Annotated in this window: 20 protein-coding genes and 5 pseudogenes; 3 read left to right on the top strand and 22 right to left on the bottom strand. The window is 58.5% G+C overall.

The genetic code is table 11. The annotated features are described in order from the left end of the window. Positions 1-307: 307 nt before the first annotated feature. Positions 308-721, bottom strand: coding sequence for a phage integrase N-terminal SAM-like domain-containing protein (locus C8K18_RS30500; RefSeq protein ID WP_258196232.1), 414 nt, complete (start codon positions 719-721; stop codon positions 308-310). A gap of 504 nt (positions 722-1,225) precedes the next feature. Here C8K18_RS30500 and C8K18_RS30495 point away from each other — a divergent pair. After that, on the top strand, positions 1,226-2,122 hold the full coding sequence (locus C8K18_RS30495) for a LysR family transcriptional regulator (protein WP_107710809.1): 897 nt from the start codon (positions 1,226-1,228) through the stop codon (positions 2,120-2,122). Positions 2,123-2,213: 91 nt separating this feature from the next. Here C8K18_RS30495 and C8K18_RS30490 read toward each other — a convergent pair. The 10 genes and pseudogenes from C8K18_RS30490 to C8K18_RS30445 all read right to left on the bottom strand — a co-directional run bounded on the left by C8K18_RS30490 (position 2,214) and on the right by C8K18_RS30445 (position 14,365). Continuing rightward, a pseudogene (locus C8K18_RS30490) lies at positions 2,214-3,573 on the bottom strand (IS3 family transposase). A gap of 137 nt (positions 3,574-3,710) precedes the next feature. Continuing rightward, positions 3,711-5,081 (bottom strand): MFS transporter, encoded by a 1,371-nt coding sequence (locus C8K18_RS30485; protein ID WP_107710808.1) that lies wholly within the window; start codon positions 5,079-5,081, stop codon positions 3,711-3,713. 753 nt (positions 5,082-5,834) lie between these two features. Continuing rightward, positions 5,835-7,052 carry a CaiB/BaiF CoA-transferase family protein gene (locus C8K18_RS30480; RefSeq protein ID WP_107710807.1) on the bottom strand — a complete coding sequence of 406 codons (1,218 nt, stop codon included), beginning with the start codon at positions 7,050-7,052 and terminating at the stop codon, positions 5,835-5,837. A 164-nt stretch (positions 7,053-7,216) separates the two neighbouring features. Then, entirely contained in the window at positions 7,217-7,822 is a 606-nt protein-coding gene (locus tag C8K18_RS33945; protein WP_258196231.1) for an MFS transporter, read from the bottom strand. Positions 7,823-7,988: 166 nt separating this feature from the next. Continuing rightward, a pseudogene (locus C8K18_RS33940) lies at positions 7,989-8,414 on the bottom strand (MFS transporter); the annotation flags it as partial. A gap of 208 nt (positions 8,415-8,622) precedes the next feature. Next, positions 8,623-9,669 carry a gentisate 1,2-dioxygenase gene (gene gtdA, locus C8K18_RS30470; RefSeq protein ID WP_107710806.1) on the bottom strand — a complete coding sequence of 349 codons (1,047 nt, stop codon included), beginning with the start codon at positions 9,667-9,669 and terminating at the stop codon, positions 8,623-8,625. A gap of 3 nt (positions 9,670-9,672) precedes the next feature. After that, positions 9,673-10,539 (bottom strand): fumarylacetoacetate hydrolase family protein, encoded by an 867-nt coding sequence (locus C8K18_RS30465; protein ID WP_107710805.1) that lies wholly within the window; start codon positions 10,537-10,539, stop codon positions 9,673-9,675. A gap of 57 nt (positions 10,540-10,596) precedes the next feature. After that, positions 10,597-11,826 (bottom strand): 3-hydroxybenzoate 6-monooxygenase, encoded by a 1,230-nt coding sequence (locus C8K18_RS30460; protein WP_107710804.1) that lies wholly within the window; start codon positions 11,824-11,826, stop codon positions 10,597-10,599. Positions 11,827-12,834: 1,008 nt separating this feature from the next. Further along, positions 12,835-13,362, bottom strand: a complete 528-nt coding sequence (locus tag C8K18_RS30450) for a class II aldolase/adducin family protein (RefSeq protein ID WP_107710803.1) — start codon at positions 13,360-13,362, stop codon at positions 12,835-12,837. Continuing rightward, positions 13,328-14,365 carry an aromatic ring-hydroxylating dioxygenase subunit alpha gene (locus C8K18_RS30445; protein WP_107710802.1) on the bottom strand — a complete coding sequence of 346 codons (1,038 nt, stop codon included), beginning with the start codon at positions 14,363-14,365 and terminating at the stop codon, positions 13,328-13,330. Before C8K18_RS30445 ends, C8K18_RS30450 begins: the two co-directional genes overlap by 35 nt. Before the next feature lie 262 nt (positions 14,366-14,627). Between C8K18_RS30445 and C8K18_RS30440 the strand changes: the two genes are divergently transcribed. Beyond that, positions 14,628-15,539 (top strand): LysR substrate-binding domain-containing protein, encoded by a 912-nt coding sequence (locus tag C8K18_RS30440; RefSeq protein WP_107710801.1) that lies wholly within the window; start codon positions 14,628-14,630, stop codon positions 15,537-15,539. Positions 15,540-15,548: 9 nt separating this feature from the next. On the opposite strand, the gene C8K18_RS30435 is transcribed toward C8K18_RS30440, so the two are convergent. From C8K18_RS30435 to C8K18_RS30400, 10 genes and pseudogenes are all read right to left on the bottom strand, one after another. Beyond that, a complete protein-coding gene (locus C8K18_RS30435) occupies positions 15,549-16,421 on the bottom strand; it encodes a cupin domain-containing protein (RefSeq protein WP_258196230.1) in 873 nt (290 codons plus the stop codon). Between the two features lie 187 nt (positions 16,422-16,608). Continuing rightward, positions 16,609-16,992, bottom strand: a complete 384-nt coding sequence (locus tag C8K18_RS30430; protein ID WP_308810926.1) for a fumarylacetoacetate hydrolase family protein — start codon at positions 16,990-16,992, stop codon at positions 16,609-16,611. 167 nt (positions 16,993-17,159) lie between these two features. Then, complete coding sequence (locus C8K18_RS33930) at positions 17,160-17,420, bottom strand: hypothetical protein (RefSeq protein WP_258196229.1); 261 nt, start codon at positions 17,418-17,420, stop codon at positions 17,160-17,162. Beyond that, complete coding sequence (locus C8K18_RS33925) at positions 17,407-17,721, bottom strand: FAD-dependent monooxygenase (protein ID WP_258196228.1); 315 nt, start codon at positions 17,719-17,721, stop codon at positions 17,407-17,409. Before C8K18_RS33925 ends, C8K18_RS33930 begins: the two co-directional genes overlap by 14 nt. Positions 17,722-18,036: 315 nt before the next feature. Continuing rightward, positions 18,037-18,249 (bottom strand): hypothetical protein, encoded by a 213-nt coding sequence (locus C8K18_RS33920; protein ID WP_258196227.1) that lies wholly within the window; start codon positions 18,247-18,249, stop codon positions 18,037-18,039. A gap of 166 nt (positions 18,250-18,415) precedes the next feature. Next, complete coding sequence (locus C8K18_RS30420) at positions 18,416-19,378, bottom strand: PDR/VanB family oxidoreductase (RefSeq protein WP_107710800.1); 963 nt, start codon at positions 19,376-19,378, stop codon at positions 18,416-18,418. Positions 19,379-19,389: 11 nt separating this feature from the next. Further along, positions 19,390-19,683: pseudogene (locus C8K18_RS30415) on the bottom strand (formaldehyde dehydrogenase, glutathione-independent); the annotation flags it as partial. Positions 19,684-19,765: 82 nt separating this feature from the next. Beyond that, the gene (locus tag C8K18_RS30410; protein WP_107710799.1) at positions 19,766-20,662 is read right to left on the bottom strand and encodes an MFS transporter; all 897 of its coding nucleotides are present in this window, start codon (positions 20,660-20,662) and stop codon (positions 19,766-19,768) included. A 90-nt stretch (positions 20,663-20,752) separates the two neighbouring features. Next, positions 20,753-21,877: a porin gene (locus C8K18_RS30405; protein ID WP_107710798.1), complete on the bottom strand. Its 1,125-nt coding sequence runs from the start codon at positions 21,875-21,877 to the stop codon at positions 20,753-20,755. 260 nt (positions 21,878-22,137) lie between these two features. Beyond that, positions 22,138-22,362: a phage integrase family protein gene (locus C8K18_RS30400; protein ID WP_375135826.1), complete on the bottom strand. Its 225-nt coding sequence runs from the start codon at positions 22,360-22,362 to the stop codon at positions 22,138-22,140. A gap of 98 nt (positions 22,363-22,460) precedes the next feature. On the opposite strand from C8K18_RS30400, the pseudogene C8K18_RS30395 reads away from it, so the two are divergent. Beyond that, positions 22,461-23,444 (top strand): annotated as a pseudogene (locus tag C8K18_RS30395) (threo-3-hydroxy-L-aspartate ammonia-lyase). Between the two features lie 257 nt (positions 23,445-23,701). Here the strand turns inward: C8K18_RS30395 and C8K18_RS30385 are convergent. Beyond that, positions 23,702-23,885 (bottom strand): annotated as a pseudogene (locus C8K18_RS30385) (FAD-dependent oxidoreductase); the annotation flags it as partial. Between the last annotated feature and the right edge of the window lie 155 nt (positions 23,886-24,040).

Raw genomic sequence — 24,040 nt, 5'->3', positions numbered from 1 at the left:
GAGCCGACTATCGCTGCCGCATGATGAACCCCGTCGAGCACGTACTGGGGAACATCCCGGCGATTGATTGCCCCACAACTATCGTTGTACCGTAGCGGTCGGTCGCGGCTGGGCAGCCAATGCCGTCACCGAAATGGTTTTCATTTAGTTATACAGGCCTTTAGCTTAATAGAATGTTCTGTTTTTTCGTACCGGTGGGGCTTGCCGGCACGCGCGGCGTCCTGCCGCGTCGTCCAGCGAGTCACCAATCTTACTAACGCCGCAGGAGCGTATGCGGCGCGCAGCGCGAAGCCGCTCTGCTACTTGTTCAGGGATCAACATGGCCTTCACGGACGTCCTGATGAGGCGGTTCAGAATGGCCCGGTGCTTCAGGCTGGGAATGGAGTCGAAGAAAATGGTGATCTCCTCCAGGCTCAGGACGACTGGCAGTCTGAATGGCTTCTTCGGCAGCGACAAATTCCTCGTCGCTCCAGTCACGTTCGAGCGTCACCCGGTAGAGAAAACGCAGTGTGCCGATCGTTGCGCCGGGACTGGCGGGTGCCAGCTTGCGTTGTTCGCGGAGGTAGCCGAGCCAGACGCGGATTTCCTCGGAACCTAGCAGTTCGGGCGAGCGGCGGAAGTGTCGGGCGAAACTGGATACCCGAATCAGATAGGCCTTCTTAGCATTATCAGAAAGGTTGCAAATCTGCATGTCATGCATGCGTTGGCGCAGTGGTGTCATGTCGAACCTCCTGAAAGCAGTGGGCGTAATGCCCAACCGGGGCGTTCACATACGGCTCCTGGCGACACCACCTACCATTTCGCTGCGATCCGGCGCCAGACAACCCCCTTCATGAATCGTCAGCCGAAGACCTGTGTGAACCTCCCACTACCGCGTCAGCGGTTTAGGACTAGCACATTCCGATGGCCGCCTTGATTACTCGTCCAAGCGATACCGTCGTCGAAAATGCCATACAGTGTGACGCTGCTTCGCGCGCTCGGGGACGATACAAAAGAGCGAGGGCCGCTGAAGAGATGCATGATCTCATTCGCATTCTTTGTCTCCAAGATCTTCTTGTGTTGTGTTGACACGATATGTTGGGTGGATGACCAGCGACCACGGCTTGCGCTCACCATGAGCGCCCTGCGAGAATCAGACCACAGCGGAAATTCTAGAGTCGGGCAGCTATCAAGGCAATTAGGCTGATACGATACGCATATTTGTTCTTCCTTATAGGGCAGCCGCATGGATCTGAGCCTCAAAGATCTCAAGGTCATCGACGCCGTATACAGAACGCACAGCATCTCCGCTGCTGCTGATGCTATCGGCCTCAGTCAGCCATCAATAAGCATGCGTTTGAGCAATCTTCGGACTTACTTCGACGATCAACTGTTCATTAGAACTTCTGCTGGCATGCATCCGACGCCACGAGCTGACCAAATCATCGAACATGTTCGACTAGCCTTGGGCATACTGGAGAATGGACTCATAGGAAGGCCAAGCTTTGTTCCAACCGAGTCTGAGCGTAGCTTTCGGATATGCATGACGGATGCAGGACAGATAGTGGTGATGCCACGCCTCCTCGATCGTTTGAATGAGCTCGCACCCAATGTCCGCGTGGAAGTCAAAAACCTTGATGAAGATACGCCAAGGCTCCTGGAAATGGGCCACGCTGACTTGGCTATGGGCTACACGCAAGGAATTCGTGCCGGATTTCATCAGCGCCGACTATTCAAAGAACACATGGTATGCATGGTTCGTAAAGGGCATCCTCGAATCGGAAATACAATTTCTCTAGAGGAGTTCCTCGAAGAACGCCATGTGGCCGTTGTGATGCACGGTACTGCGCACTGGCGTATCGAGAAGGCTCTAGAGGAACAGTCCATAAGCCGCTCAATTGCCGTAAGCATTCCTTCTTTCTTGGGACTTGCCCAAATTGTCGCAAGCACACCATTGGTTGCCTTGGTGCAAGCACATTTGGGCACTATCCTTTCACAAAGCGGAAACGTCAAACTCCTAGATGCGCCAGTCAGTATACCGTCCTACGACGTAACGTTGTATTGGCACGAGCGGTACCATCAGGACCCCGCTAATCAGTGGTTACGCTTGGTTTTGGTTGATCTGCTTGGAGAAAACGCTTAGCTATCCGTCGTTTTTACTCGCTCTCTGCAGGTTCTTTAATTTTGAAACGCCCTGGCAATGAACTGCTCCCCGAGAGTTGGACGTTGAAGCGTTAATCTCCTCCCGCTCGCATTCGATAGTCCTCGAGACTCAGTCCACCAAATTTCGATTTGATGCGGTGCCGGTTGTAGTAGTCGATGTAGCCCTTCAGGCCTGCCCGTAATGCGTCGACGCCTTCGAAGTCCGTGAGACTGAAGTACTCGGCCTTCAGAGTGCCAAAGAAGCTCTCCATGGCCGCGTTATCGAAGCAATTCACTTTTCTCGACATACTTTGCTTCATTCCGTAGCGCGCCAGTGCGGCTCGGTACGGTTGCATGCGATAGTGCCAACCCTGGTGTGAATGAAACATCGGTGTAGCCGCATTGCCGCTTTTCCCGAAAGCTCTCTTGAGCATGCCCATGACCATCGGGAAGTCGGGGCGACGGCTCGACTCGTAGGCAACAATTTCCCATTGTAGAGGCCCATGACCGGAGAAAGGTACAGCTTTTCCCCCGCGACCCGGAAATCGGTCACATCGGTAACCCGCTTCTCGTTTGGACCCGACGCGGTGAATTCACGATTGAGCAGGTTCGGAGCGGCTCCGCCGATTTCCCCTGGTACGACCGGAACTTCTTCCTGCGCACCCCCGACCTGATTCCCAATTCGTTCATGAGGCGCTGCACCTTCTTGTGATTGACTAGCTCGCCATCACAGCGGATAGTCAAGGTGATGCGACGATAGCCATACAAGCCGCGATGTGCAGCATAGACAGCCTGAATCTTCGCCTTGAGCCCACCATGCCGGTCCGGGGCGGCCAACGTCTTCACCTGATAGTAGTACGTACTGCGTGGCAACCCCGCAGCCTGGAGAAGATCGGTCAAGGGGAACTCCTGCCTCAGTTCAAGCACTATTTTGGCTCTTTCTGCCGCGCCAACTTTCTTTGCTAGAACCAAGGCATTGAATTTTTTATGTACGGGACCTCCGCGCGTAACTGCTGATTCTCACAAAGCAGTTGGTCTGACTCTTCAGATCGCGGAGCTTCCAACCGCTGGTTCGAGGTCTTTTTCTTTGCTTGCACCGAAACATCCTGTCCCGACGGGCGCATGCTCTTTTGCGAGCGGAGCTATCCCCGCGCTTTCTGTTGTTGCCACATCGTGATGTTGTGCGGATTGCCGATATCGTAAATGGCAGCCAACTCTCGACAGGAAGGTTCTCAGCCACACCCCGGTGCACCACCTCAAGCTTGAACTCAACGGTGTAAGCACCACGCTGCCGGATGAGCCCAGCGTTACCATGGTGGCGATACGCCGCGACCCATCGCCTCATCATGCTTTCTGCTATACCGAATTTCGCCGCAAGAAGCTTATAGCCCCCTTTGCCAGCGAGGTACTTGCGAACCACCTTCCCTTAAACTTTACATCGAATTTCCTCACGGAACCTCCGAGGTCGTGCCCAACTCTCGGGGGTCAGTTCAAATCCGGTGCGGTTCAATCATGTTCGTTCATCCAGTTAAGCGCAAATTACGTGATGCAGGAAAAAACACTGCTTGCGCTCCTGCTTCCACACGTCACTATGGTGCGCGCTTGCCGAGCACTTCACTCGCGTCGTCGATTGTTACGGTATCTCGCCGCCTCCTCTGAAGCGATAACAAAACGACAAAGACACTCGCTAACGCGGGAAACAAGGCGGCAGTTGAAAAGATGCGGAAAGTCGAAATAGCAGAGGCAAGTAAGAGTCCGATTATGATCGGCGCCACAAACTGTCCCAATCGAGCGCTGCTCATCCCACAACCGATCCCGGTCGAGCGAACCGCAGCAGGAAAAATCAATGAAGCTACCGCAACTGCACCTGCTCCACCGACTCCGATTGCAGCCCCCAACATCGTGCCGAGAACGCAGCCCACCGCGATCGTTGATGAAAGACCAAGTGCGCCAAGCGAGGCCGACGCGACAATAAACGCGGGGAAGAGAACCAGGAAAGACCCAAATCGATCAACAAGCCGGCCCGCAGCGGCCATACTAAAGAAGGCTCCGACATTGAAGAATGTGAGAACGATCGCTGTCTCAGCTGGGGTGAAACCGTTAGTGTGAAGGAGCGTCGGGGTCCACATCACGGTAATGTTGGTCGTTGCAAAGGCAAAGAAAAATACCATGCAGAGCAAAATTGTCGGCACCGCGCGACCGTCGCTGAAAACCTGACGAATCGATGCCCCCTCGAACTTTCTGCCTTCAACCGTAAATCGGACATTCGCGCCACGAAAGTTGTGACCGAGTCTCATCAGAAGTCCTTCTATGCGTGCTTGATTCCCGCCGTTGGACGCTAAGTATTGAATCGATTCCGGAAGGAAAAACAAGATGAGAAATGCAACAAAAACCGGCAGAGCACTTCCCAAGATAAAAATTGCGCGCCAACCGACACTAGATAAGAGAAAAGCGTTGGTGAAGCTTCCGAGCGCCGCGCCGAGTGGATAGGAGGACCATACGACTGTAGCAATCGTTCCCCGATATTTGGTCGGAGAGTAATCCGAGGTCAGACTCAAGAAGCATGGCGTTGCGCCGCCCAAACCAAGACCTGCGAAGAACCTCACAATGACCAGCGCTTGAATTGTATCAACGGATATAGTTGCGGCAGTGAACGCCGCAATTATCAGAACCGAGGCGATAAGCATCGTCTTGCGCCCAACTCGATCGGCGAGTGAACCGAACGTCAAGGCGCCAATAGCCGCGCCAAGCTGGGACGATGCAAAGACGGGTCCAAAACTACTGATTTGAAGACCGAGGCCCTTCGCGATGAAGGGGGCCGCAACGCCTATCGATTGCGTGTCGGCACCATCTAGAAGGCCGACAAAAGCGCAAAGCACAATAACGAGCACGTGCGCCTTCGTGAGCTTCCCATGATCAAGCAGCATCGTGAGATTAACTACTCGTGGACTTTCGTTCATTTGTCTCCTCTGGCTGTAAAAGTGTTCTAGTTCTTGGTTTTATTACTGAACATGTCCGCATATTCGTTCGGACGATTGATGCCGCCGCATACCTCCTTTTGCTATTCTAAGCGTGCCGCGGCTATCGCTAAACTACGTTGAGCCGATAGGCCAATTCAAACTTATTGATAGCTCGCCGTCTGTTCGAGGTCGCATGTGGATAAGCCTACGTGAAAGGACTCTGACGATCCCTGCCACGTCGGGCAGCTCAGAACTGCAACGTAGCTCGCGACTCATTAGCGAATGAGATTGTGTTTGCGTGGAAAGCATCTTCCGCCGACCCCGCATAGCGCCTAGGCAGGCCGGGGGGTGCGGCGAAAAAAATTTGGGCCGGCCGTCGGCGTCAGGACGCTACCTATACAAAGCCGTAGGAACACCTCAATACTCGACCGCAGATAGGTTAAGCCCCAAGAAGCTGGCCCAGCCAATGGACCGACTCACGCGAAGAGGATCGGCTTCGGAACCGCAGCGAAATTCTCAAAGCTCGCGACGCTTCGCCTTCGATCAAAGAGTTCTCTTGTAGAGGGCGTCAACCCGGACACATAGGCGGTGTCGGAATTTCCGTTGCTGATCGCTTCTACCCCTAGTCCTAGGCGTTGCCGCCGCGGCAAGGGCCCAGCCCAAAACGAAGCGGTTTGTTTGGATAGGTCCCATTCCCCGTCAATCGCCTTTGCCGATTCAATTATCGGCACGCGTGACCGCGGGCCCTTCGATTCATAGCGCAGATGTTCTTCCGCCTATGATGCCCTTCTTCCTCAGCACGGAAATTTGTTCTTCGTTTAGCCCGAATTCGCGAAGTACGGCATCAGTCTTATCGCCGAGATCCGGCGCGGTAGACCGAACAGAACCGGGTGCAAGACTGAGTTTGGGCACAACGCCCGGCACATCAATCTCGTAGCCGGCCCTTGTTTGCTGTTTCAAGATCATCCCGCGCGCCTGATAGTGCGGATCCTCGACGATGTCCTTGGCCGTGTAGATTTTTCCGGCGGGGACCCCTGCTTGCGACAACATGTCCAGCACCTGTTGTTTCGTGCGCCCGGCGGTCCATGTGCCTATGACCTCGTCGAGTTCGGCGACTCGAGCGACACGGCCCGAGCTGCTGCCAAGGGAGGCATCGGCTGCGAGGTCCTCTCGTCCGACAGTCTGCATTAGGCGCCGAAAAATGCTGTCGCCGTTCCCGGCGATTAAAACGTAGCCATCGACGCACCGATAGGCGTTCGATGGCGCAATGCCGGGCAACGCGCTACCTGCGGCCTCACGTACGGAGCCGAACGCGCTGTATTCGGGAATGAGGCTTTCCACCACGTTGAAGACCGCTTCATGCAGTGCCACGTCGATGACCTGGCCTTCGCCGGCTTGAGCATCGCGATGATATAGAGCCATCATGACCCCAATGACGCCTTGCAGCGCGGCCAATGTATCGCCAATCGGAATGCCGCAGCGCACCGGCACGCGGCCGGGTTCGCCCGTGAGATGACGCAGTCCCCCCATCGCCTCGCCGATGACGCCGAAACCGCGCCGGTTGCGATAAGGACCCGTCTGCCCATAGCCCGAGATGCGCAGCATGACGAGTCCGGGGTTGATCCGGCTAAGTTCTTCGTAACTCATGCCCCACGCTTCCAGCGTGCCGGGCCGGAAGTTCTCAATCAACACGTCACATTCGGCGATCAATCGACGGGCCACGTCCTGGCCGTCGGGATGGCGAAGATCGAGCGCGACAGAGCGCTTGTTGCGCGACTGCGCCTGCCACGACACCGACGTGCCACCCTTGATAAGACGCCAGTTACGCAATGGGTCGCCATCATGGGGCGCCTCGACCTTGATAACCTCCGCGCAGAATTCGCCCAACGTCTTACCCGCGAACGGACCGGCAATGAGCTGGCCCATTTCAACGATGCGCACGCCCTTCAGGGTCTGTGAAGAGACAGACATTGCTCTTAATCAAGTTCAGTGTCAAAAAGCCAGGGTTCCATCGCATCGCGCTTAGTTTCGTCGGCACGAATCTGTGCGGACTGCTCCAGCGCGAGCGCCACGTCATCAAGGCCAGCCATCAAGCGTCGTTTTCGCTCCGCATCGATATATGCAGTTGCTACTCGTTATACATTCAACTCAGGACTCAGACGCAAATGGCCGCGATTGATTGCAATGGCCATAGCAGCGGTCATTGCGGGAACGATGCCGGCGAGAAACACCTCGCTGGCAGTCCAGTGCCGTTGCAGAAGCAGGCCGCCTGCCAATGGGCCCGCAAACGACCCGATCCGGCCGATGCCGGCCGCACAGCCGACGCCGGTCGCCCGCATGGGCGTTGGATAAATCTCGGCCGCGAGCGTATTCAATCCAACCTGAACGCCTTGCACGGCGAGCCCCATTAGAAAGCTGAGACCGATAACGAGCCTGGCGTCGCCCGCCCCCTTCGCGAGCGCAACGGCGAGCAACATATGGGCGAATAGTTGGCAGAGCATCGTGCGACGACCACGGAGCTGATTCATCAGCGGACCTTGCGTGACGCATCCGAGCACGCCGCCGATGCTGAACAACGTTACTGCCTTGATGCCCGTCGCGACGGTCTGGTGTGCACCAACCAACACTGGAGGCATCCAGCTCACGATGAAATACAGAACCACCAAACTCATGAAATACGGAATCCAAAGAAGCGCGGTCTGTGTCGCCCGTCCCCGCTCGAACAGCGCGCGCAGGGGCACACGTTGCCGCCTTTCGCCAGCGTTCGCTAACGAATGCCGGGGCCACGTCCGGGGCGATACGGCGAACGATCGAGGCAAGCTGGGCGCATTTCTCGGCGCCTAGCGCTAGAATCCCCGGCGATTCAGGCAGGAACCGGATAGCTAACAGGGCAGCGCCCAAAGGCAACGTTCCGCCGACGACGAAGACCGACGGCCAACCATAGATCGGCAGCAGCATCCCACTGACGATTTCACCAAGTGTCGCCCCGAGCGGCATACCGCATACGAGCGTGGATACGATGGTGCGCGCGAGCCGCTTTGGTGAATACTCTGATGCGAGTGAAATCGCGTTGGGCAACGCACCGCCAAGGCCGATCCCGGTCAGGAGTCGGAGCACCAGGAGCTGCTCGGCACTCTGTGTAAAAGCCGTCGCCAACGACAGCATACCGAAAATGGTCGCAGAAGTTGCGATCAGCCGTTTGCGGCCGTACCGATCCGCCAGTGGGCCAAGCGTGACTGCACGAATCAACACCCCGACAAGCCCGGCGCTGAGCGCCGGTCCCAACAGCGCGGCGGGCACGCCAAGACTGCGTGACATCACTGGCGCGAGCATGCCGATCACCTGCGTATCGAAGCCGTCAAGCGCGGCAATTAGCATGCAAAGTGAGATGGCGTGGAACTGCAGTCGGCTCAACGGTCGCGCGTCGATAACCTCTTGCACCTGCAAGAAGGATGAAGGGGTGCTGATCGATTGCCTCCATTGCGCCTTCGACGCTGCTAATCATTATCTCGGCCACTTCGAGGGTCCAGAATTACACTGGTCAGTCGTTCAGACGCTCCTCCCGCCAGAGCCCGAGCGCCTTCTGCGCCGCACGGTCCGAAAAGCTGAAAAGCACCGAACGCTCGCTTGCCTGGTGTGCCACTGTGTTCCATGACGGCGCGATGAACACGTCTCCCATCGACCACTCGATGCGTTCGTTTCCGATTAAGGTCACCCCCGCGCCTTCACAGACGTTATATACGGTAGCGTCGGTCGAGCGGCTGGGCCGCCCGCTGAAACCCGCCGTCAACAGTTGCATGTAGGCGGCCATCGTTGGCATGGGATAACCACCGGTCACGGGGTTCACGTACTGCAGCTTAATGCCGTGACATGGGTCGAGCTTGTCCGCCCCCCCAATCTGCAACAGCGCTTCTTTCACGCGCGCATACGGATAATGAAACAGTGGGGAGGACTTGTTATCCGGAACATATTCGGGGGGCAGCATATTGCTGCCGTACCGCGCCTGCGCGTCGCCCGCGAGCCGTGTAATCTCCTGCACGTCGCCCGACGGATAAGTTTGCGCGAAGCTTGCATCGAACAGATTGACGATGGGCAGGTCGAGTCCGTCGAGCCAGATGACAGGCTCATCGCCGAGATTGCCGTGATCGTGATACGTCCACGACGGCGTCAGAATGAAGTCGCCTGGCGCCATTGGAATGCGTTCGCCGTTCACCGCGGTATAGCCGCCACCACCTTCGACAATCAGGCGCATCGCCGCCGCCGCGTGCCGGTGACTCGGTGCGATCTCACCCGGCAGGATCAGTTGCAGACCCGAATAAAGACTCTGCGTAATTTGCGAAAGCCCGCGAATACCGGGATTCTCGAGCACGAGGACGCGCCGTTCGGCTTCCTTCGCGGTAATTAGCCCCCCCGCTTCCATCAGGAGCGAGCGCATGCCAGCATAATCCCACTTGTGCGGCACGCATCGGGAACGCGGCTCTGGCGTGACCAGTTGCGACAACACCGCCCACAGTGGTGCCGCGTGGACACCATCGAGCCGTTGATAGAATTCCAGCCGCTCAGTCGTCTCTTCCCGTAAGCGTTCCATGGCCTAGCCCTCCTGGGCGTCGCGCACTGCTACCTGCATCGACCCGATGTTTTCAACTTCGGCGAACATGGTGTCACCGGGTTTTATCGAACCGACGCCCTCCGGTGTGCCGGTGATGATCACGTCTCCCGGCTGCAAGCTGTAAAACGACGAGGCGAATTCGATCAGTTCAGGAACACCGAGAATCAGTTCCCGTGTGTTCGACTTCTGCCGCACTTCGCCATTCACCGAGATCGAGAAATCGAGCTCGCCGGGCTTGGCGATTTCGTCGCTTGTGACCAACCATGGCCCCAGCACCGTGTACGTGTCCGGCGACTTACGGAAGCTGCGTTCTTCCGGCCCGCGAATCGTTATGTCAAGGCCGATGGTGTAACCGGCCACGTAGTCCAGCGCGTCTTCGCGGGACACGTTGTTCGCCGCCTTGCCGATAACCACCGCCAGCTCGACCTCGTGGTCGTTGCGGCGGTCAAGCTTTCGCAACGCGACGCCGTCCGATGCGCCGACCACCGAGCTCGTTGCCTTGAGGAAAAGGCCGGCGCGTTGGATGTGGCTGATCTGATTGTCGTTGTGGATCTCCGGATCGCCAAGCACTTCCGCCAGGTGCTTCTTGTAGTTGACGGGCGCGGCGACGATCTTGCCGGGGTTGCCGATCGGGCTCAGCAACTTCACGTCCGCCAGTGCGAACGTCGGCGCGCGGGGCGCGAGCTGCTCGGCGGCCTGCCGGATCTGCATCAGGTTTTCAATCAGGACGTCGTGGGATGGGAACGGATAGCTTGCAGCGGGCAACGAGGCCAACGCTTCGGTCACATCGCGAACGTTATCGCCTTCGACTACACCGAGGCGGTTGTCATTGAAACGGCAAATCTTCATGGTGGTCTCTGCAAATGGCCACGGCAGCGACGTGTTCGAAGACGCGTCGCCGCAAGTTCAGTAAGCGACGGTGGACGTTCTAGGCCGTTGAGGCGCGCGCAGAACCGGCCCGGCGTCGTAAAGCCACGCCATGCCGTCCAACGTCTGTTCAACGCTGCGGCTCTGCAGGAACTCGTTTCTCAACTCCCGTTTCACGCCATTTGCGTGATAGAACTCCCCGTAAAGCCGTGCGCTCATCTGCACTTTGCCGGTCCTCAGGTAACGACGCTCCTGATAGCGGAGAAACGCAGCGGCCAGATCCCCGTTAGCCGAAGATGTTTCGTCCGCGATGACAATGGCATCCTCCATCGCCATGCACGCGCCTTGCGCCATGTATTGCAGCATTGGGTGAGCCGCGTCGCCAAGCAACGTGACGTTGCCCTTCGACCATTCCTTGATCGGCTCACGGTCGCACAACACCCACATGCGCCACGTGTCGATCTTCGCGAGCAGCGCCTTAACCTCAGGCACCGCATCGCGGAACCGCATATGAAGCTCTTCCGCATCGCCCTCGGCGTCCCAGCCTTCGACGTAGCGATCGCTGTGAAAAACCGCGACTAGATTGAAGAGATCGCCGCCGCGCAGGGGATAGTGGACGAGGTGATTCTTCGCACCGGCCCAAAGCGTCATCGTGTTCGGGCGCAGGTGTTCCGGCACCTCGCTGATCGGCAGCACCGCGCGATACGCGATGTGGCCCGACACGCGCGGCGCGCCATCACCCACTAGTTGCGAGCGGACGGTGGACCACAAGCCGTCCGCGCCAATCAGTGCACGGCCTCGCACGTCACCGTCCGAGGTGTGCAGCACGACGCTACCGCCCTCGTCGGTGTAACCCTCCACCTTAATGTTCGTAGATATCTCGATGCGGGTGGATTGAAGGCAAACGTCCAGCAGAATCCGGTGCAGGTCCGCGCGATGAATCAGCGCATACGGATAGTGAAACCGCTCGATGAATGGGCCGTCGAGCGGAATCGACACAACCTGATCCCCCGAAATGCCATCCATCATCACCAATTTGCCCGGCCTGGAGACCTTGGCGTTTACTGCGTCGGTGATACCGAGACGCTCAAAAACGTGAAATGCGTTCGGTCCAATCTGGATGCCCGCGCCGATCTCCTTGATCTCCTGCGCGCGCTCGAATAACCGAACGGACGAACCAGCCTTGCTGAGCGCGAGCGCCGCCGCGAGGCCGCCAATACCGCCTCCTGCGATGAGAATTGGCAGCGGTCGTTGCTGTTCTGGATTCATGTCTCTCCTACTTTCTTAGCAAGTACCAGGATAACGGTCACTCTTGAAACGGGAACGTCGCGATGAGTAGACCCATTGTAGAAAGCACTTTCCAATCAATCCATACGCAACTTTTGATATGCTTCATCAAGATTGTTGATGGAGCGGGTAAGTGGAGTGGTCAACTTAGACCTAAAAAAACCTCGCTGTCTTCGACGAGGCCTATCGGACCGCTAGCGTCACCTGGCTGCAGAGAACTTGGACATGGGCCGGCCCACCGCGCGATACCGATGAACCCACTTCCCGCAGATCTTTGGATAAGTCTGGTCAGCACGCATGAGTGCCCTGACGGTATCAAAAAACGCTTCCAGCGCTTCACGAACTCCGGCGTAAAGCGCTTCACCCAACGCATGATCGTCGTATCTGCCAGCGACAGACCTCGCTCGGCCATCATCTCGACCAGATCGCAAAGGCTGAGCTTGTAGCGTAGATACCAGTGAATGCACCGAACGATAATCTCACGATCAAAATGGCATCCAGCCAACAACTCCGCCAGGATTCCTTAGTTTGCTCATCGCAGGTCATAAGGTCGTTTTTGCTCCGACAACTCTCACCGATTCGCGAGGGAATGCTTCTTCTATGACTGGACCTACGGTCGGTCGTGTGATCGTGACTGCGAGCTAACCATCATGTCGAGTGGAAACAGGACCTGTTAGAACCGATGTCGGATGCCAGCGAGTACAATCGCTTGCGTGTGGGTCGTTGACGGGACCATTGAGCCAAATCACCGCCGGCGCGAGTGTAAGCGGTCCGCTCATGAGCAGGGCGAGGGATTTCGTCGCACGTCGGTCAACCCGTGCGCGCTCCAAGGGATAGCTTAGCGCAGCCGAGCAAGCGGTCACGCGGCAGGTCTGACCACATGATGGCGTTGTCGATCGGCCCGAGACGGTGAGCGAACCGACAGCGATCGGTGGTCCCCGGAAACAAGCACCTGCTTCGCGTACCTTCGATGGCCGAGGTCAGGCTCTCCTAATCGCCAGAGGCGACGGCTTTCAGCCAGAGTTCCCATGCGCGATCGTATTGCGGGACCGTCGATTCCGTAGCTAGCACGGCTTCTTCATCGGACAGGTAGGTGATCTGCCCACCCAAACCAATCGAAGCCGTCTGGATCCGCGCATTGATCTCTGCATAGACCGCACGATACACCGCCCCTCTCAGGGACCGCCCGTCCGCGACGGACCCATGACCGCATATCAAGGAAATACATGATGACCCAAGTGAATGCGCCAGATAGACGCCCAACTCAGGGGCACGTACCAGCATGTCAGTCATACGGCCACTTGCCGCTCGAATTTCGAAGCGTCGAACATCCTTCAGAAAGCCACCCATGTGAAAAAACGGCTTCAGCCTCAGTGACGAAACAGTGAACGGAGTGATCGATGGCGAATGACTATGCACGATCGCCTGCACGTCGCCTCCAGCGCGGTAGATTTCGCATGGTGTGCTTCTCCCACAGTACGATTCACGCGTGCGCGGGCTGAGAGTTTTCTTCGGCAATCAGTTGCCGGAGCAGACGACGCGCGCGCATCGACGCGGCGTCCGGCGGCAACAGAATCGGCTTCAGTGCCATCAGATCGGTCTGACCGTTCATCATGCGCTGCACCGCCTCGATCATCGGCTTGTCCTGCTGGTGGAAACCGACGTCCTGCCAGTTCTTGATCTCGTCGTCCGCAACCGTGTCGTTGAGGCGGTAATTCCGCGAACTGGCGTAGAAATACAGCGAACTCGTCTCGGTCTGGGGCGTGACGAAGTGTGTACCAAGACGCCGAATTCCGTGCTGACGGTCGTGTCCCGCCGGCACGACGCCGATTTCGAGCACACACAAACCGGGCGCAGACCATTGCACGTCGAGCCAGTAATCGACCGGAGCATCGGGATCCGGCAGGCTTGTTCTGAACGACACCGGCGCACGCGTGCCCGGCACGAAGCGTTTGCTGTACAGGATGCCGTTCTCCTGCGAAACGTCATGCCGTGCCGTTAGAAAGTCGTCGGTTCTCTGATAGTCGGCATGCAGATACATCGCGTGCGAAAGATCCATCAGGTTGTCGACGACGAGTTCATAGTTGGCCTGCTGGACCATCTCGCCGCCGACTGTGGTGAACGCTTCGCTCGTCAAATGGCTGTAGTCGGGCATCAGCGCCGGGTCCGCACGTTCCACTTCCCCCATCCACACCCAGACAAAGCCATAGCGTTCGACGACCGGATAATGCCGGACCACAGCTGCCCGCGGGATTTTTCCGTCGCCATGCGGATTGAGCACGCACGCACCATTACAGTCGAACTGCAAGCCGTGGTAGCCGCACTCGACGTTGTCACCAACGAGCTTGCCCATGCTCAATGGGGCGAAGCGATGTGGACAGCGGTCGCTGATCGCTGCGACGCCGCCGTCGAGCTTGCGATAAAACAGCAGCGGCTCGCCGAGAATCGTGCGCGCAAGCAGCTGGCGCGTTACGCTGCCTTGCCATGCTGCGACATACCAAGTGTTTTTGAGGAACTGCACCTTGTGTCTCCGGATTAATTTGGCGTACATGCTGAGCCGACCTGGACGGGCCGTTGAAGGCTTCACAATAAGCGGAGCTTAGTCGCGGCGACAATCGCTATGTTTGCAAGTCAGACGTGAAGAAAATTCAGCGGTCCGCGGTGCGCTCTGCAAGTCGATGCGCGCTGGCGGCGATGGGGCCGGAACGACGCAAGTGCTATGCTGTTGATCGGACCCCAAGCCGCTTTAGCTAATCCGTCCATCCGAAAGCCAAGGATGCTTGATGAAATCCAATCCCGGCCGCTCTGTGTCGCTCCCCGCGTTGCGCTCGTTGGTTCAGGTTGGGCACTGCGCCAGCTTGGCAGAGGCGGCGCAGCAACTCCACCTGACAGCATCGGCGCTCAGCCATCAGATGTCGCGACTCGAAGAAGAAATCGGTGTGCGTCTATTCGAACGTACAGGTCGCGCGCTCTCATTGACGACGACAGGCAAGCGCCTGCACGCGAACGCCAGTGCCATTTTTGCCCGGCTCGACGACGCGATCGCCGAGGCGAGACGCGCCGTGGCCGCGGTGACGTTGCGGGTGAGTTGCCCGCCAACATTCGGATCGCGCTGGCTGATTCCTCGGCTGTCGTCGTTCCAGGCCCAGTACCCGGATATCGATCTACAAATCTCAACGTCGACCTCCGCGGACTACACATCATCGAACTGCGCGATCCTTTTCGGCGAGGGGAACTGGCGCGCGCAAAACGTCGAGTTCTTACGCCAAGAAACGCTCATGGTGGTTTGCGCGCCAGCCTACAAGCCGGCCGCCGCCATCGACACGCCTGCGGAGCTACAGGCGGAGCGCCTGCTGGTCGCCCGGCTGCGCCAGCAAGACTGGGAAATCTGGGCGAGCGCCGCAGGCTGTCACGTCGATGCGGCGCGCTACCTGACGCTGGCGACGCGGAACATGGTGATCGATGCCGCCGTCAAGGGACTCGGCATCGCGGTCGTCGATCCGGTGATGGTGGGATCCGAGTTAGCGAATGGCACGCTCAAGCCGCTCTTCGACGTGACGTGCGACGGCGCCGGTGCGTATTACTTCGTCCATGAGAAAACGGAAACTGCTGGCGACGCCGTGGACAAATTCCGCCACTGGATCGTCGCCGGCATCGAAGACACAAGCGCAGGCGCGCCTGAGCCGGACGTCTGAGGTGTGTCGCTAGGCGCCTTCGCGCCAGATGCCGAACGCCTGTTGCGCCGGGCGGTCCGAAAAGCTGAACAGCACCAACACGCCATCCGACTCGTGCCTGACGCTTGACCACGAAGGCACGATGAAGACGTCTTTCTCACGCGATTCGAATACTTCTCCGTCAATGACACTCCGTCCGCTTCCTTCGACGACGTTGAATACGGTCGCATCGGTCGAACGATGGTCGCGACCGCGAAATTGCTTTGGGAGCCATTGCAGGAATGCGCCGTCGTCGGAACCGGCGCCTGCCCGTTGACTGAATTCATATACTGAAGCTTGATGCCGCGCAAAAGAATTCAGCTCGCCACGCCGCGGGAGTCCTTCAAGCGCCGCGCGACTATGTTCGTAGGGATAGTGAAACAGCGGACTGCTCTTGCCCTTCCTGTCATGCTCGAACGGGAGCAGACCGTGGCCGTAACGCAAAGCCGAATAACCTGGTCCAAACGCGATTGGCTGCACTGGCTCGCGATAGCGTTCCGCGAAGCTCGCATCGAAAGCGTTAACGATCGGTACGTCGAGTCCATCTAGCCAGACGACCGGTTCTTCGCCCGCGTTGCCATGATCGTGAAACGCCCACGATGGCGTGATGACAAAATCGCCCGGCTCCATGTCGACGCGCTCGCCGTCGACCGCCGTACAGGCGCCGCTTCCTTCGACGATAAAGCGCAATGCCGACGCCACGTGACGATGGCTCGGCGCTATTTCACCGGGCAGCACCAGTTGCAGCCCCGCGTACAGAATTTGCGCGATCTGCGCACGTCCTCTGATGCCGGGGTTTTCCAGCACAAGCACGCGTCGCTCGGCTTCCTCGACGGTGATCAGCGTTCCGCCTTCCATCAACATCGGCCTCAAGTCCCCACAACGCCAATGCGCGGGAACACGAGCGGGCCTTGGCTTTGGCGTGACCAAGCCGGCCATGGGTTCACACAGCGGCGAAAGGTTCTGAGCGCTCAGGCGTTCGTAAAACGTGGCCGGTGATCAGTCATGCCGGGCTTGACATGGAAATCCGCCATGTGACTCTCCTTTTCCGTCACGCGCACACCGATCGCGCCGAGGCGCGCAACGTCACCTGCATCGAACCGATCACGTCGATACAGGCGAGCATGATGTCGCCGGGCACAACGGGACCGACGCCTTCGGGCGTGCCGGTGATGATGACGTCGCCCGGATTTAGCGTATAAAAAGAAGATGCGAACGCGATCAACGCCGGAACGTGCAGGATCACATCTCTGGTGTTCGCGCTTTGCCGCAGCTCACCGTTCACGCGTATCTCCAGACCGAAGGCGCTCCGCTCGGGAATCTCATCTGCGATAACGAGCCACGGACCTAGCACCGTGTAACTATCCGGCGCCTTGCGGAAGCGGGACTCAGCAACCGTACGCTGCCAAGCTGTACGCTCGGCGCGCGCGCACACAGTTCATCGAGCAGGTGGCCGATGGGCGGCAATGCGGCGATTAGCTGATCGCCAAGCGGCAGGGGATAGCGCTGTGATGGCAAAGTCGTCCTCCACCACGCCGAGGCGATTATCATTGAAACGACAGAGTTTCACAGGGGTTCCTGTTTTGGTATGTTGGCGTGGGATCAGACAGTCGCTTCACGCGATGTACTGCGCGTCGAAATGCCGTGGTAAAGCCATGCCATGCCGTCAAGATGGCTCTCCAGCGATTTACTGCGAACGAATGCGTTGCGCAGTTCGCGCGTCACGCCGGACGTGCGATACACCTCGCCGTACAGGCGCGCCGACAACTGCACGCGTCCGGTGCGCAGATAGCGTGCCGCGCAGTACCGCTGGAGCGCGCCGACCACATCGTCGGGTGGTGCGGCGACTTCATCGGCCAGCACGACCGCCCCCGACAGCCACGCACGCGCCTTGCGCCATGTACTGGAGCATCGGATGCGCCGCGTCGCCGATCAGCGTCACGCGCCCTTTCGACCAGCCCTTCGCCGGATCGCGATCGCACACCACCCACATGCGCCACGATTCGATTTTTTCCAGCATCGTCTTCTCAGTGCCGGTCGCGTTCTGAAACCGCAGTTGCAATTCTTCCGGCTCGCCAAACGTATCCCAACCTTCCTCATAGCGATTGCTATGGAGCACGGCGACGACATTGAACAGCTTGCCGCCTCTAAGCGGGTAATGCACCAGATGCGTCTTTTTTGCCGGCCCACAGCGTCATGTTGTTCAGCCGCAGATGTTCGGGAACCTGATCGATCGGCAGCACGGCGCGATAAGCGATGTGGCCCGATACACACGGTGCGCCGTCTCCAATGATCTTGCCTCGTATGGAAGATCACATGCCGTCAGCTCCGATCAGCGCCGCGCCGGTTAGCTCCTTGCCGCTTTCGGTGCAGATCGTCACGCTGTCGCCGTTATCCTCAAAGCCGATGACTTTTTCACCGGTCGACATAATGATCCGCGGCTGCCCGCGACAAGCGTGCACGCACCCCGCGCGGTGGATCAACGCATAGGGTGTTTGAAGCGTTGGAGGAACTGGCCCTGCAATGGGATCCTGCCGAGCTCTTCGCCACTGAGGCCGTCCATCATCACGAGCTTCTCGGGGAACGCCGCACGAGCTTCTATCTGCTCGGAAATGCCGGGAATGTCGAGCATCGCAAAGACATTCGGATCGAGTTGGATACCCGCGCCGATTTCCCCTGAACTCGCTCGCATGCTCGAACAGATGCACGCTGAAGCCGCTGGCTCAGCGCAAGCGCCGTTGCGAATCCGCCGATGCCGCCACCTGCGATCAGGATCAGGCGATCATGTTGTGCGTTAATACACTTGCTCCACTACGTTAGTCGGATTGCGCGTCGCGCTCGACAGAGCACCGTCACCACTAAAGATCCAGTACGAGTACCGAGCTCAACGACCGCGAACAGCATGGGGTGAATTGGTCATTGCGGGCGTGCTCGGCGTCCGTGAAATAGACGTCGCGATGCAACGGCGTGCCGTCAAGTACGCGCGTGATGCAAGTCCCGCAGACGCCCTGCTCGCACGACACCGGGATCTCGATTCCCTGCTTCGCGAGGACTTCGACCACGCTTTGCTGCGAAGCAATTTCGTATTCGTTACCGCTACTGGCGATCCGTATACGAAACGGAACGTCGCCGTCCGCCGACACGGCACTCACTGCACCGGCCGCGGCGAAGTACTCGCGATGCACCTGGTCTTCCGCATAGCCGAGGCCACGCGCCGCATCTAGAACAAAGTCGATGAAACCCGCCGGGCCGCATACATAGACGTGCGCGTGATGAAGGTCGGGCACGCCGAGCACGGCTTTGACGTCGAACCTGCGGGCCTTCGGTCCTGCGTCCGGATAAAGCTGCACGTGGTCAACGAAATCCGGCCTTGAGAAACGTTCGAGAAACGCCATTCGGGTCATGTCGCGTGCGCAGTAGTGAAACTCGAATGCCCCCGGTTCATGCACCAGCCGCTCGGCCATGCAAAGCAGCGGCGTCACGCCGATGCCGCCTGCAATCAGTATCGATCTGCCGGCATGCGCAGCCAATGGAAACTGATTCCTGGGCACGCTGATCTCGAGCGTGTCACCTTCGTTCAGGCCATGCATTGCCACCGATCCGCCACGCGAATCTGGCGTGCGCAGCACCGCAATCTGATAGCGATGTCGGTCCTCCGGGTTATTGCAAAGCGAGTATTGGCGCACGAGCCCCGGAACCGGCGCGACATCGATGTGCGCGCCGGCGGAGAATGCGGGCAATGCCGACTGATTCGCCAACGTGAGGTCGAACAGGCAAATGTCTTCTGCGACCATTTGCTTCTTGCTGAGGATGACCTTCATCTGTTGAACCCTTAGATCGCGGTTTCAAGAACGCCGTGCGGATCGATGACAAATTTGCTCGCGGCGCCCGCGTCAAACTCCGCATACCACTTTGGCGCGTCATCCAGCGAAATCACGCGGACATTGACGATGTCGACAATCGAGATCCTGTCCCACAGGATTGCGTTCATCAGATTTCGGTTGTACTTGAGAACCGGCGTCTGCCCGGTAAAGAAACTGTGCGACTTCGCCCATCCAAGTCCGAGCCGAACCGACATTCTGCCATGCGCGGCGGCCGCGTCGGATGCTCCCGGATCGTCGGTGACGCCTGACCACCGATCCAGCCGCCCATGTCAACGTAGTCCGATGCTGATCGACCCGATGGTGATCCCGGCCAGATAGATCGAGCTAAGTGCGGAACCGTGCACGCCCGCGCCTTCTACATGGAGCGCCGTCGCAAGCGTCGGAAGCCAGTTGGTAAAGAAATAGATCACGAGCAGGTTGCACAAATTTGTAACCCACAGCGACACCGTGCCCTTCCAGGCGCCACCAGCGAATAGCGATCCAACCGGGCCGCGCGTCGCGCGAGACACTCCCTGCGAGACAAAGCGCGTGTTCGTCAGATCCTCGTCTGGTGACACCTTCCTGAGGATGAGCGCGATAGTGCCCTGCCGATCGCCGCGCAGCGCCATGTATTTGACCGAATCCGGCAGCCAGGTAAACATCAAGGATAGGAACAGCAATGGCAACACGCCACCAAGGATGAACATGCCCTTCCATCCATAAGCGGGCATCACGAACAGCGACGATGCCTGTCAGCATGCCGCCCAACGGCGTACCACATGTGAGAATCGCGACGAGTAGTGCCCGGTTCCTCCGCGGACAAAATTCCGATGTCAGCGCGATTGCGCAAGGCACTGCGCCGCCCAGACCCAGGCCGGCCACGAAACGTAACGCGATGAGTTCGTTGATCGAGTCGACCCACACGGTGGCCAGGCTGAAGAGCGAAAACATGATTGTGCACACGATCAGCACGGCCTTGCGTCCCTTACAGTCGGCGATGGGACCGAGACCGAACGCGCCGACCATCATGCCAAACAGACCCGCGCCGAATACCGGCCCGAAAGCGGACTTGGGCGCGCCCCACAACGTCGCCAGCACTGGCGCGGCCTGACCAATCACGATATTGTCGAAGCCGTCGATCACGACGATCGCGAAGCACAGCATGGCGATAAACAACTGGTACCGCGAAAACCGGCGCGAATCGATGAACGCCTCGATTTCCATAGTTCTTTCGATACTCATCTGTCGTCTCCATGTCTCGACCCCGGCCGACCGTCGGCTCACCAGCTGCGCATTGCAGACTGCGCCGGACCGATGAGGTTGGTCTTCAGCTTAGAACGCGTGACGGATTCCCGCGGAAACCAGAGTCTGTTGCCGCGAACTGGACACCGGGATCAGGAAGATGCCGGCCTGCCGCGCACCCGCGCCCGCTCGCTGATAAACGCCGTAGAAATACAGGTCGGTGCGCTTTGACAGCAGGTAGTCGAGGCCAGCGTCGACCTGATTCCAGTGCGGACTCACGTCCGGAGAACTGTAAGCACCGTTCGTGTAGTAATAGCCGAGACCGGCGATAAGCGCGGGCGTAATGAAATACTCTCCGCTGATCTCATAGTTGTTCAGATGAAGCGAAGTGCCGTCGAGGTAGCGATAATTGACATGAGAATAGAGGACCCCGATCTGAGCCTTGCCGAAGTTATACGTGCCGCCTGACAAGAAGATCTGCTGGCGGCGCACGCCCGTCGTCGGACTGAGCAGGCTACCTTTGAAAAAGCTGAATGCAGCCGGATAGTCGTTGCCGGCCGCGCCGTTCGGGTTGTCGGTGGGGTTCGGATGGTCCATCTGTAGAAAACCTGCGCCAACCGACAAGCCGCCGTGTTCAAAACGTCCCGTCACGCTATAGGCGCGATTGTCCTCAAACGACGGCACGTTGCTCATCGCGTACATCGCACTGACATTGAAGCCACCGATGTTCGGGCTCGTATACTTGACGGAGTTGCTGAAGCGCACCGTCCCGAACAGGTTGTCGTTGTCGCCAATGAGCACACCGTTGCTGCCCCAGTACTTGGCAAACTGATACAGCGCAAGCAGGTCGTAGTTCGTGTCATATTGACGACCCAGCGTCACTGTCCCGTAACTCTTGTTTTCGACGCCAACGTAAGCGGAACGACCAAAGAGTCGGCCTCCCTGCGAAAGCGTTCCGGTGTTGTTGTCGAAACCGCTTTCGAGCCTGAACACCGCGGAACTTCCCGCGCCAAGGTCTTCGTGCCCGAGAAATCCTAGCCGGTTCCCCTGCATGTAGCCGCTCAGCATCTGTACGTTGCTGTGACCTCCCTGATTGCTCGTCCACCCAACGCCGTCGTCAACGATCCCGTAGACCGTCACACTGCTTTGCGCCGTCGCCGTGGATGCGACCGCGACCGCCAAAATCGCGGCACTCGCCTGCCAAGCCTTCTTCATTGATTGTCTCCGTCATCATTGGCTTTTTTAAGCTCTTTGCATCGGAGCACACTCATCCACGACGCCTGTTCGCTTCATGGTGTGTTGCCGTGCTGTCTCGCGGTCGCAATCAACCAGGGACAGGCCGATTCTAGGAGTCGACTACTATTACGGCAATTGAGCTGACGCTATACGACGTATCGCCAAATCCTATATTGGGGGCGGAGATGGCACTCGGCTGTTTTCCCCCGGCACCACGGGTTCCGGCGTCGCCACCACGGTTAGCGCGCGGGCGCGTTCGGTGAGCGCCGGGTGGGCGGCAAAGAAGGTTTAATATGCCCTGCGCTGCGCACACCGAGTCCGGAAATCGTGCGCCACCAACGCCGACGACGAGGGATGCGCAGGGTCAGATCAGTCAGCGTCTGGATGCCATGCTGATGCAGCACTGGAGCAACACGGGCTGGCAGCCAGACATCGACGGCATCGCTCACCTGCGGTTGCGGCATCGCCAGCGTCGGCAGGATGTCCAGCGCCCGGGTCGCCGCCTTGCAGTGACAGGTCCGTTCGCCCGCCGCGCACTGGAACAGCCGGGCTGGTGAATCAAATCTACTTTCGAGTCGGATATGACTACTTTGAGCTTCCTACCTACGCTGACGTTGAGGCGGCCGCCTCGCGGATCGCTGGCGTCGCACATCGCACCCCGGTTCAAACCTCCCGCACGCTGAATGAAATCACGGACGCGGAAGTGTTTTTCAAGTGTGAGAACTTTCAACGCATGGGCGCGGTCAAGTTTCGAGGGGTGTTCAATGCCCTTTCGAAATTTTCGCCGGAGCAGCGCAAAGTCGGCGTGGTCGCGTTCTCTTCGGGCAACCATGCCCAAGGGATTGCCCTGTCGGCGAAGATTCTGAACATTCCGGCAATCATCGCGATGCCGCACGATGCACCTGCGGCAAAAGTCGCAGCCACGAAGGGATATGGCGCGACTGTTGTGATCTTCGACCGCTACACCGAAAATCGCGAAGCGATCGGCCGCCGCATCGCCGACGAGCAGGGACTTACGCTGATCCCGTCCTACGACTATCCGGACGTCCTGTCGGGACAAGGCACTGCTGCCAAAGAACTGTTCGAAGCTGTCGGCGCGCTGGATTATTTGTTCATACCGTTGGGCGGCGGAGGCCTCCTGTCAGGTTGCGCGCTATCGACTCGTGCACTCGCCCCCAATGCATCTTGTACGGAGTCGAACCGGAAGCCGGGAATGATGGCCAGCAATCTTTCCGCAGCCGCGAGATCGTGCATATCGACACGCCGAAAACCATCGCGGACGGAGCGCAGACCCAGCATCTCGGAAACTACACGTTCCCCATCATCCAACGCGATGTGAACGACATAATCACGGCACCGGACGCCGACTGGTGACCGCCATGAAGTTCTTCGCTGCCCGCATGAAGATGGTCGTGGACCGACCGGATGCCTTGGGCTCGCTGCTGCCTTGAAAATGAAGAACTCTCCCAAAGGAAAGCGCGTCGGCGGTCTTCTCAGCGGTGGCAACATCGACCTTGAGTGGTTTTGCTCTCTCACGGCGGCCTAAGCATGACGACAGTGTTTGACCGCCTGGTTGCTTTGCTCGAGGACGAAGCGGCCGGGTTTCGCGTCATCGAGCATCCGGCAGAGGGACGGTCGGACCTCGTCGCTGAGGTTCGCGGGACAGTGCCGGGGCAAGGCGCAAAGGCTATGCTCTGCAAGAGCAAAGATGACGACTGCACGCTGGTCCTCGCGATCCTTCCGGGTGACAGAACACTGCAGCCTGCCGCACACGTTCCAGCCGCTGTTGCACGCTTGCCCGGTAAGCGGTACGCCGGGAGCAGCCCAAGGAGCAGCGTAACTCGGGAAATCTGGCCCGCGTTAGAGAAGCTGATCTCGAGGGACGGACCAGCCTCCCGGTCGAGAACGGTCACTTCATGACCCGCACGAGCGAATAAAACGCGCTAGTCACCCCGACAACGCCCCTGCCCAGCACAACGACTCGCATGCTATTAGCTCCGAGGTGGAAAAGAAAAAATAAAAAACGAGCGCGAACTGAGAAGTGTCTAGTTGTCGGTTGATGCAATTTGCATTCGTGCAGGCCTTTCTACTCCTCCAAAGCGCGTTTTCAGCAAAACCTCCGTGCACTGCGTAGGGCAATCG

The organism is Paraburkholderia sp. GV068 (genome assembly GCF_003058125.1).
Lineage (GTDB): Bacteria > Pseudomonadota > Gammaproteobacteria > Burkholderiales > Burkholderiaceae > Paraburkholderia > Paraburkholderia graminis.
Note: the sequence above shows the minus strand (reverse complement) of the source record. Positions and strands in the feature narration are given on the sequence as shown.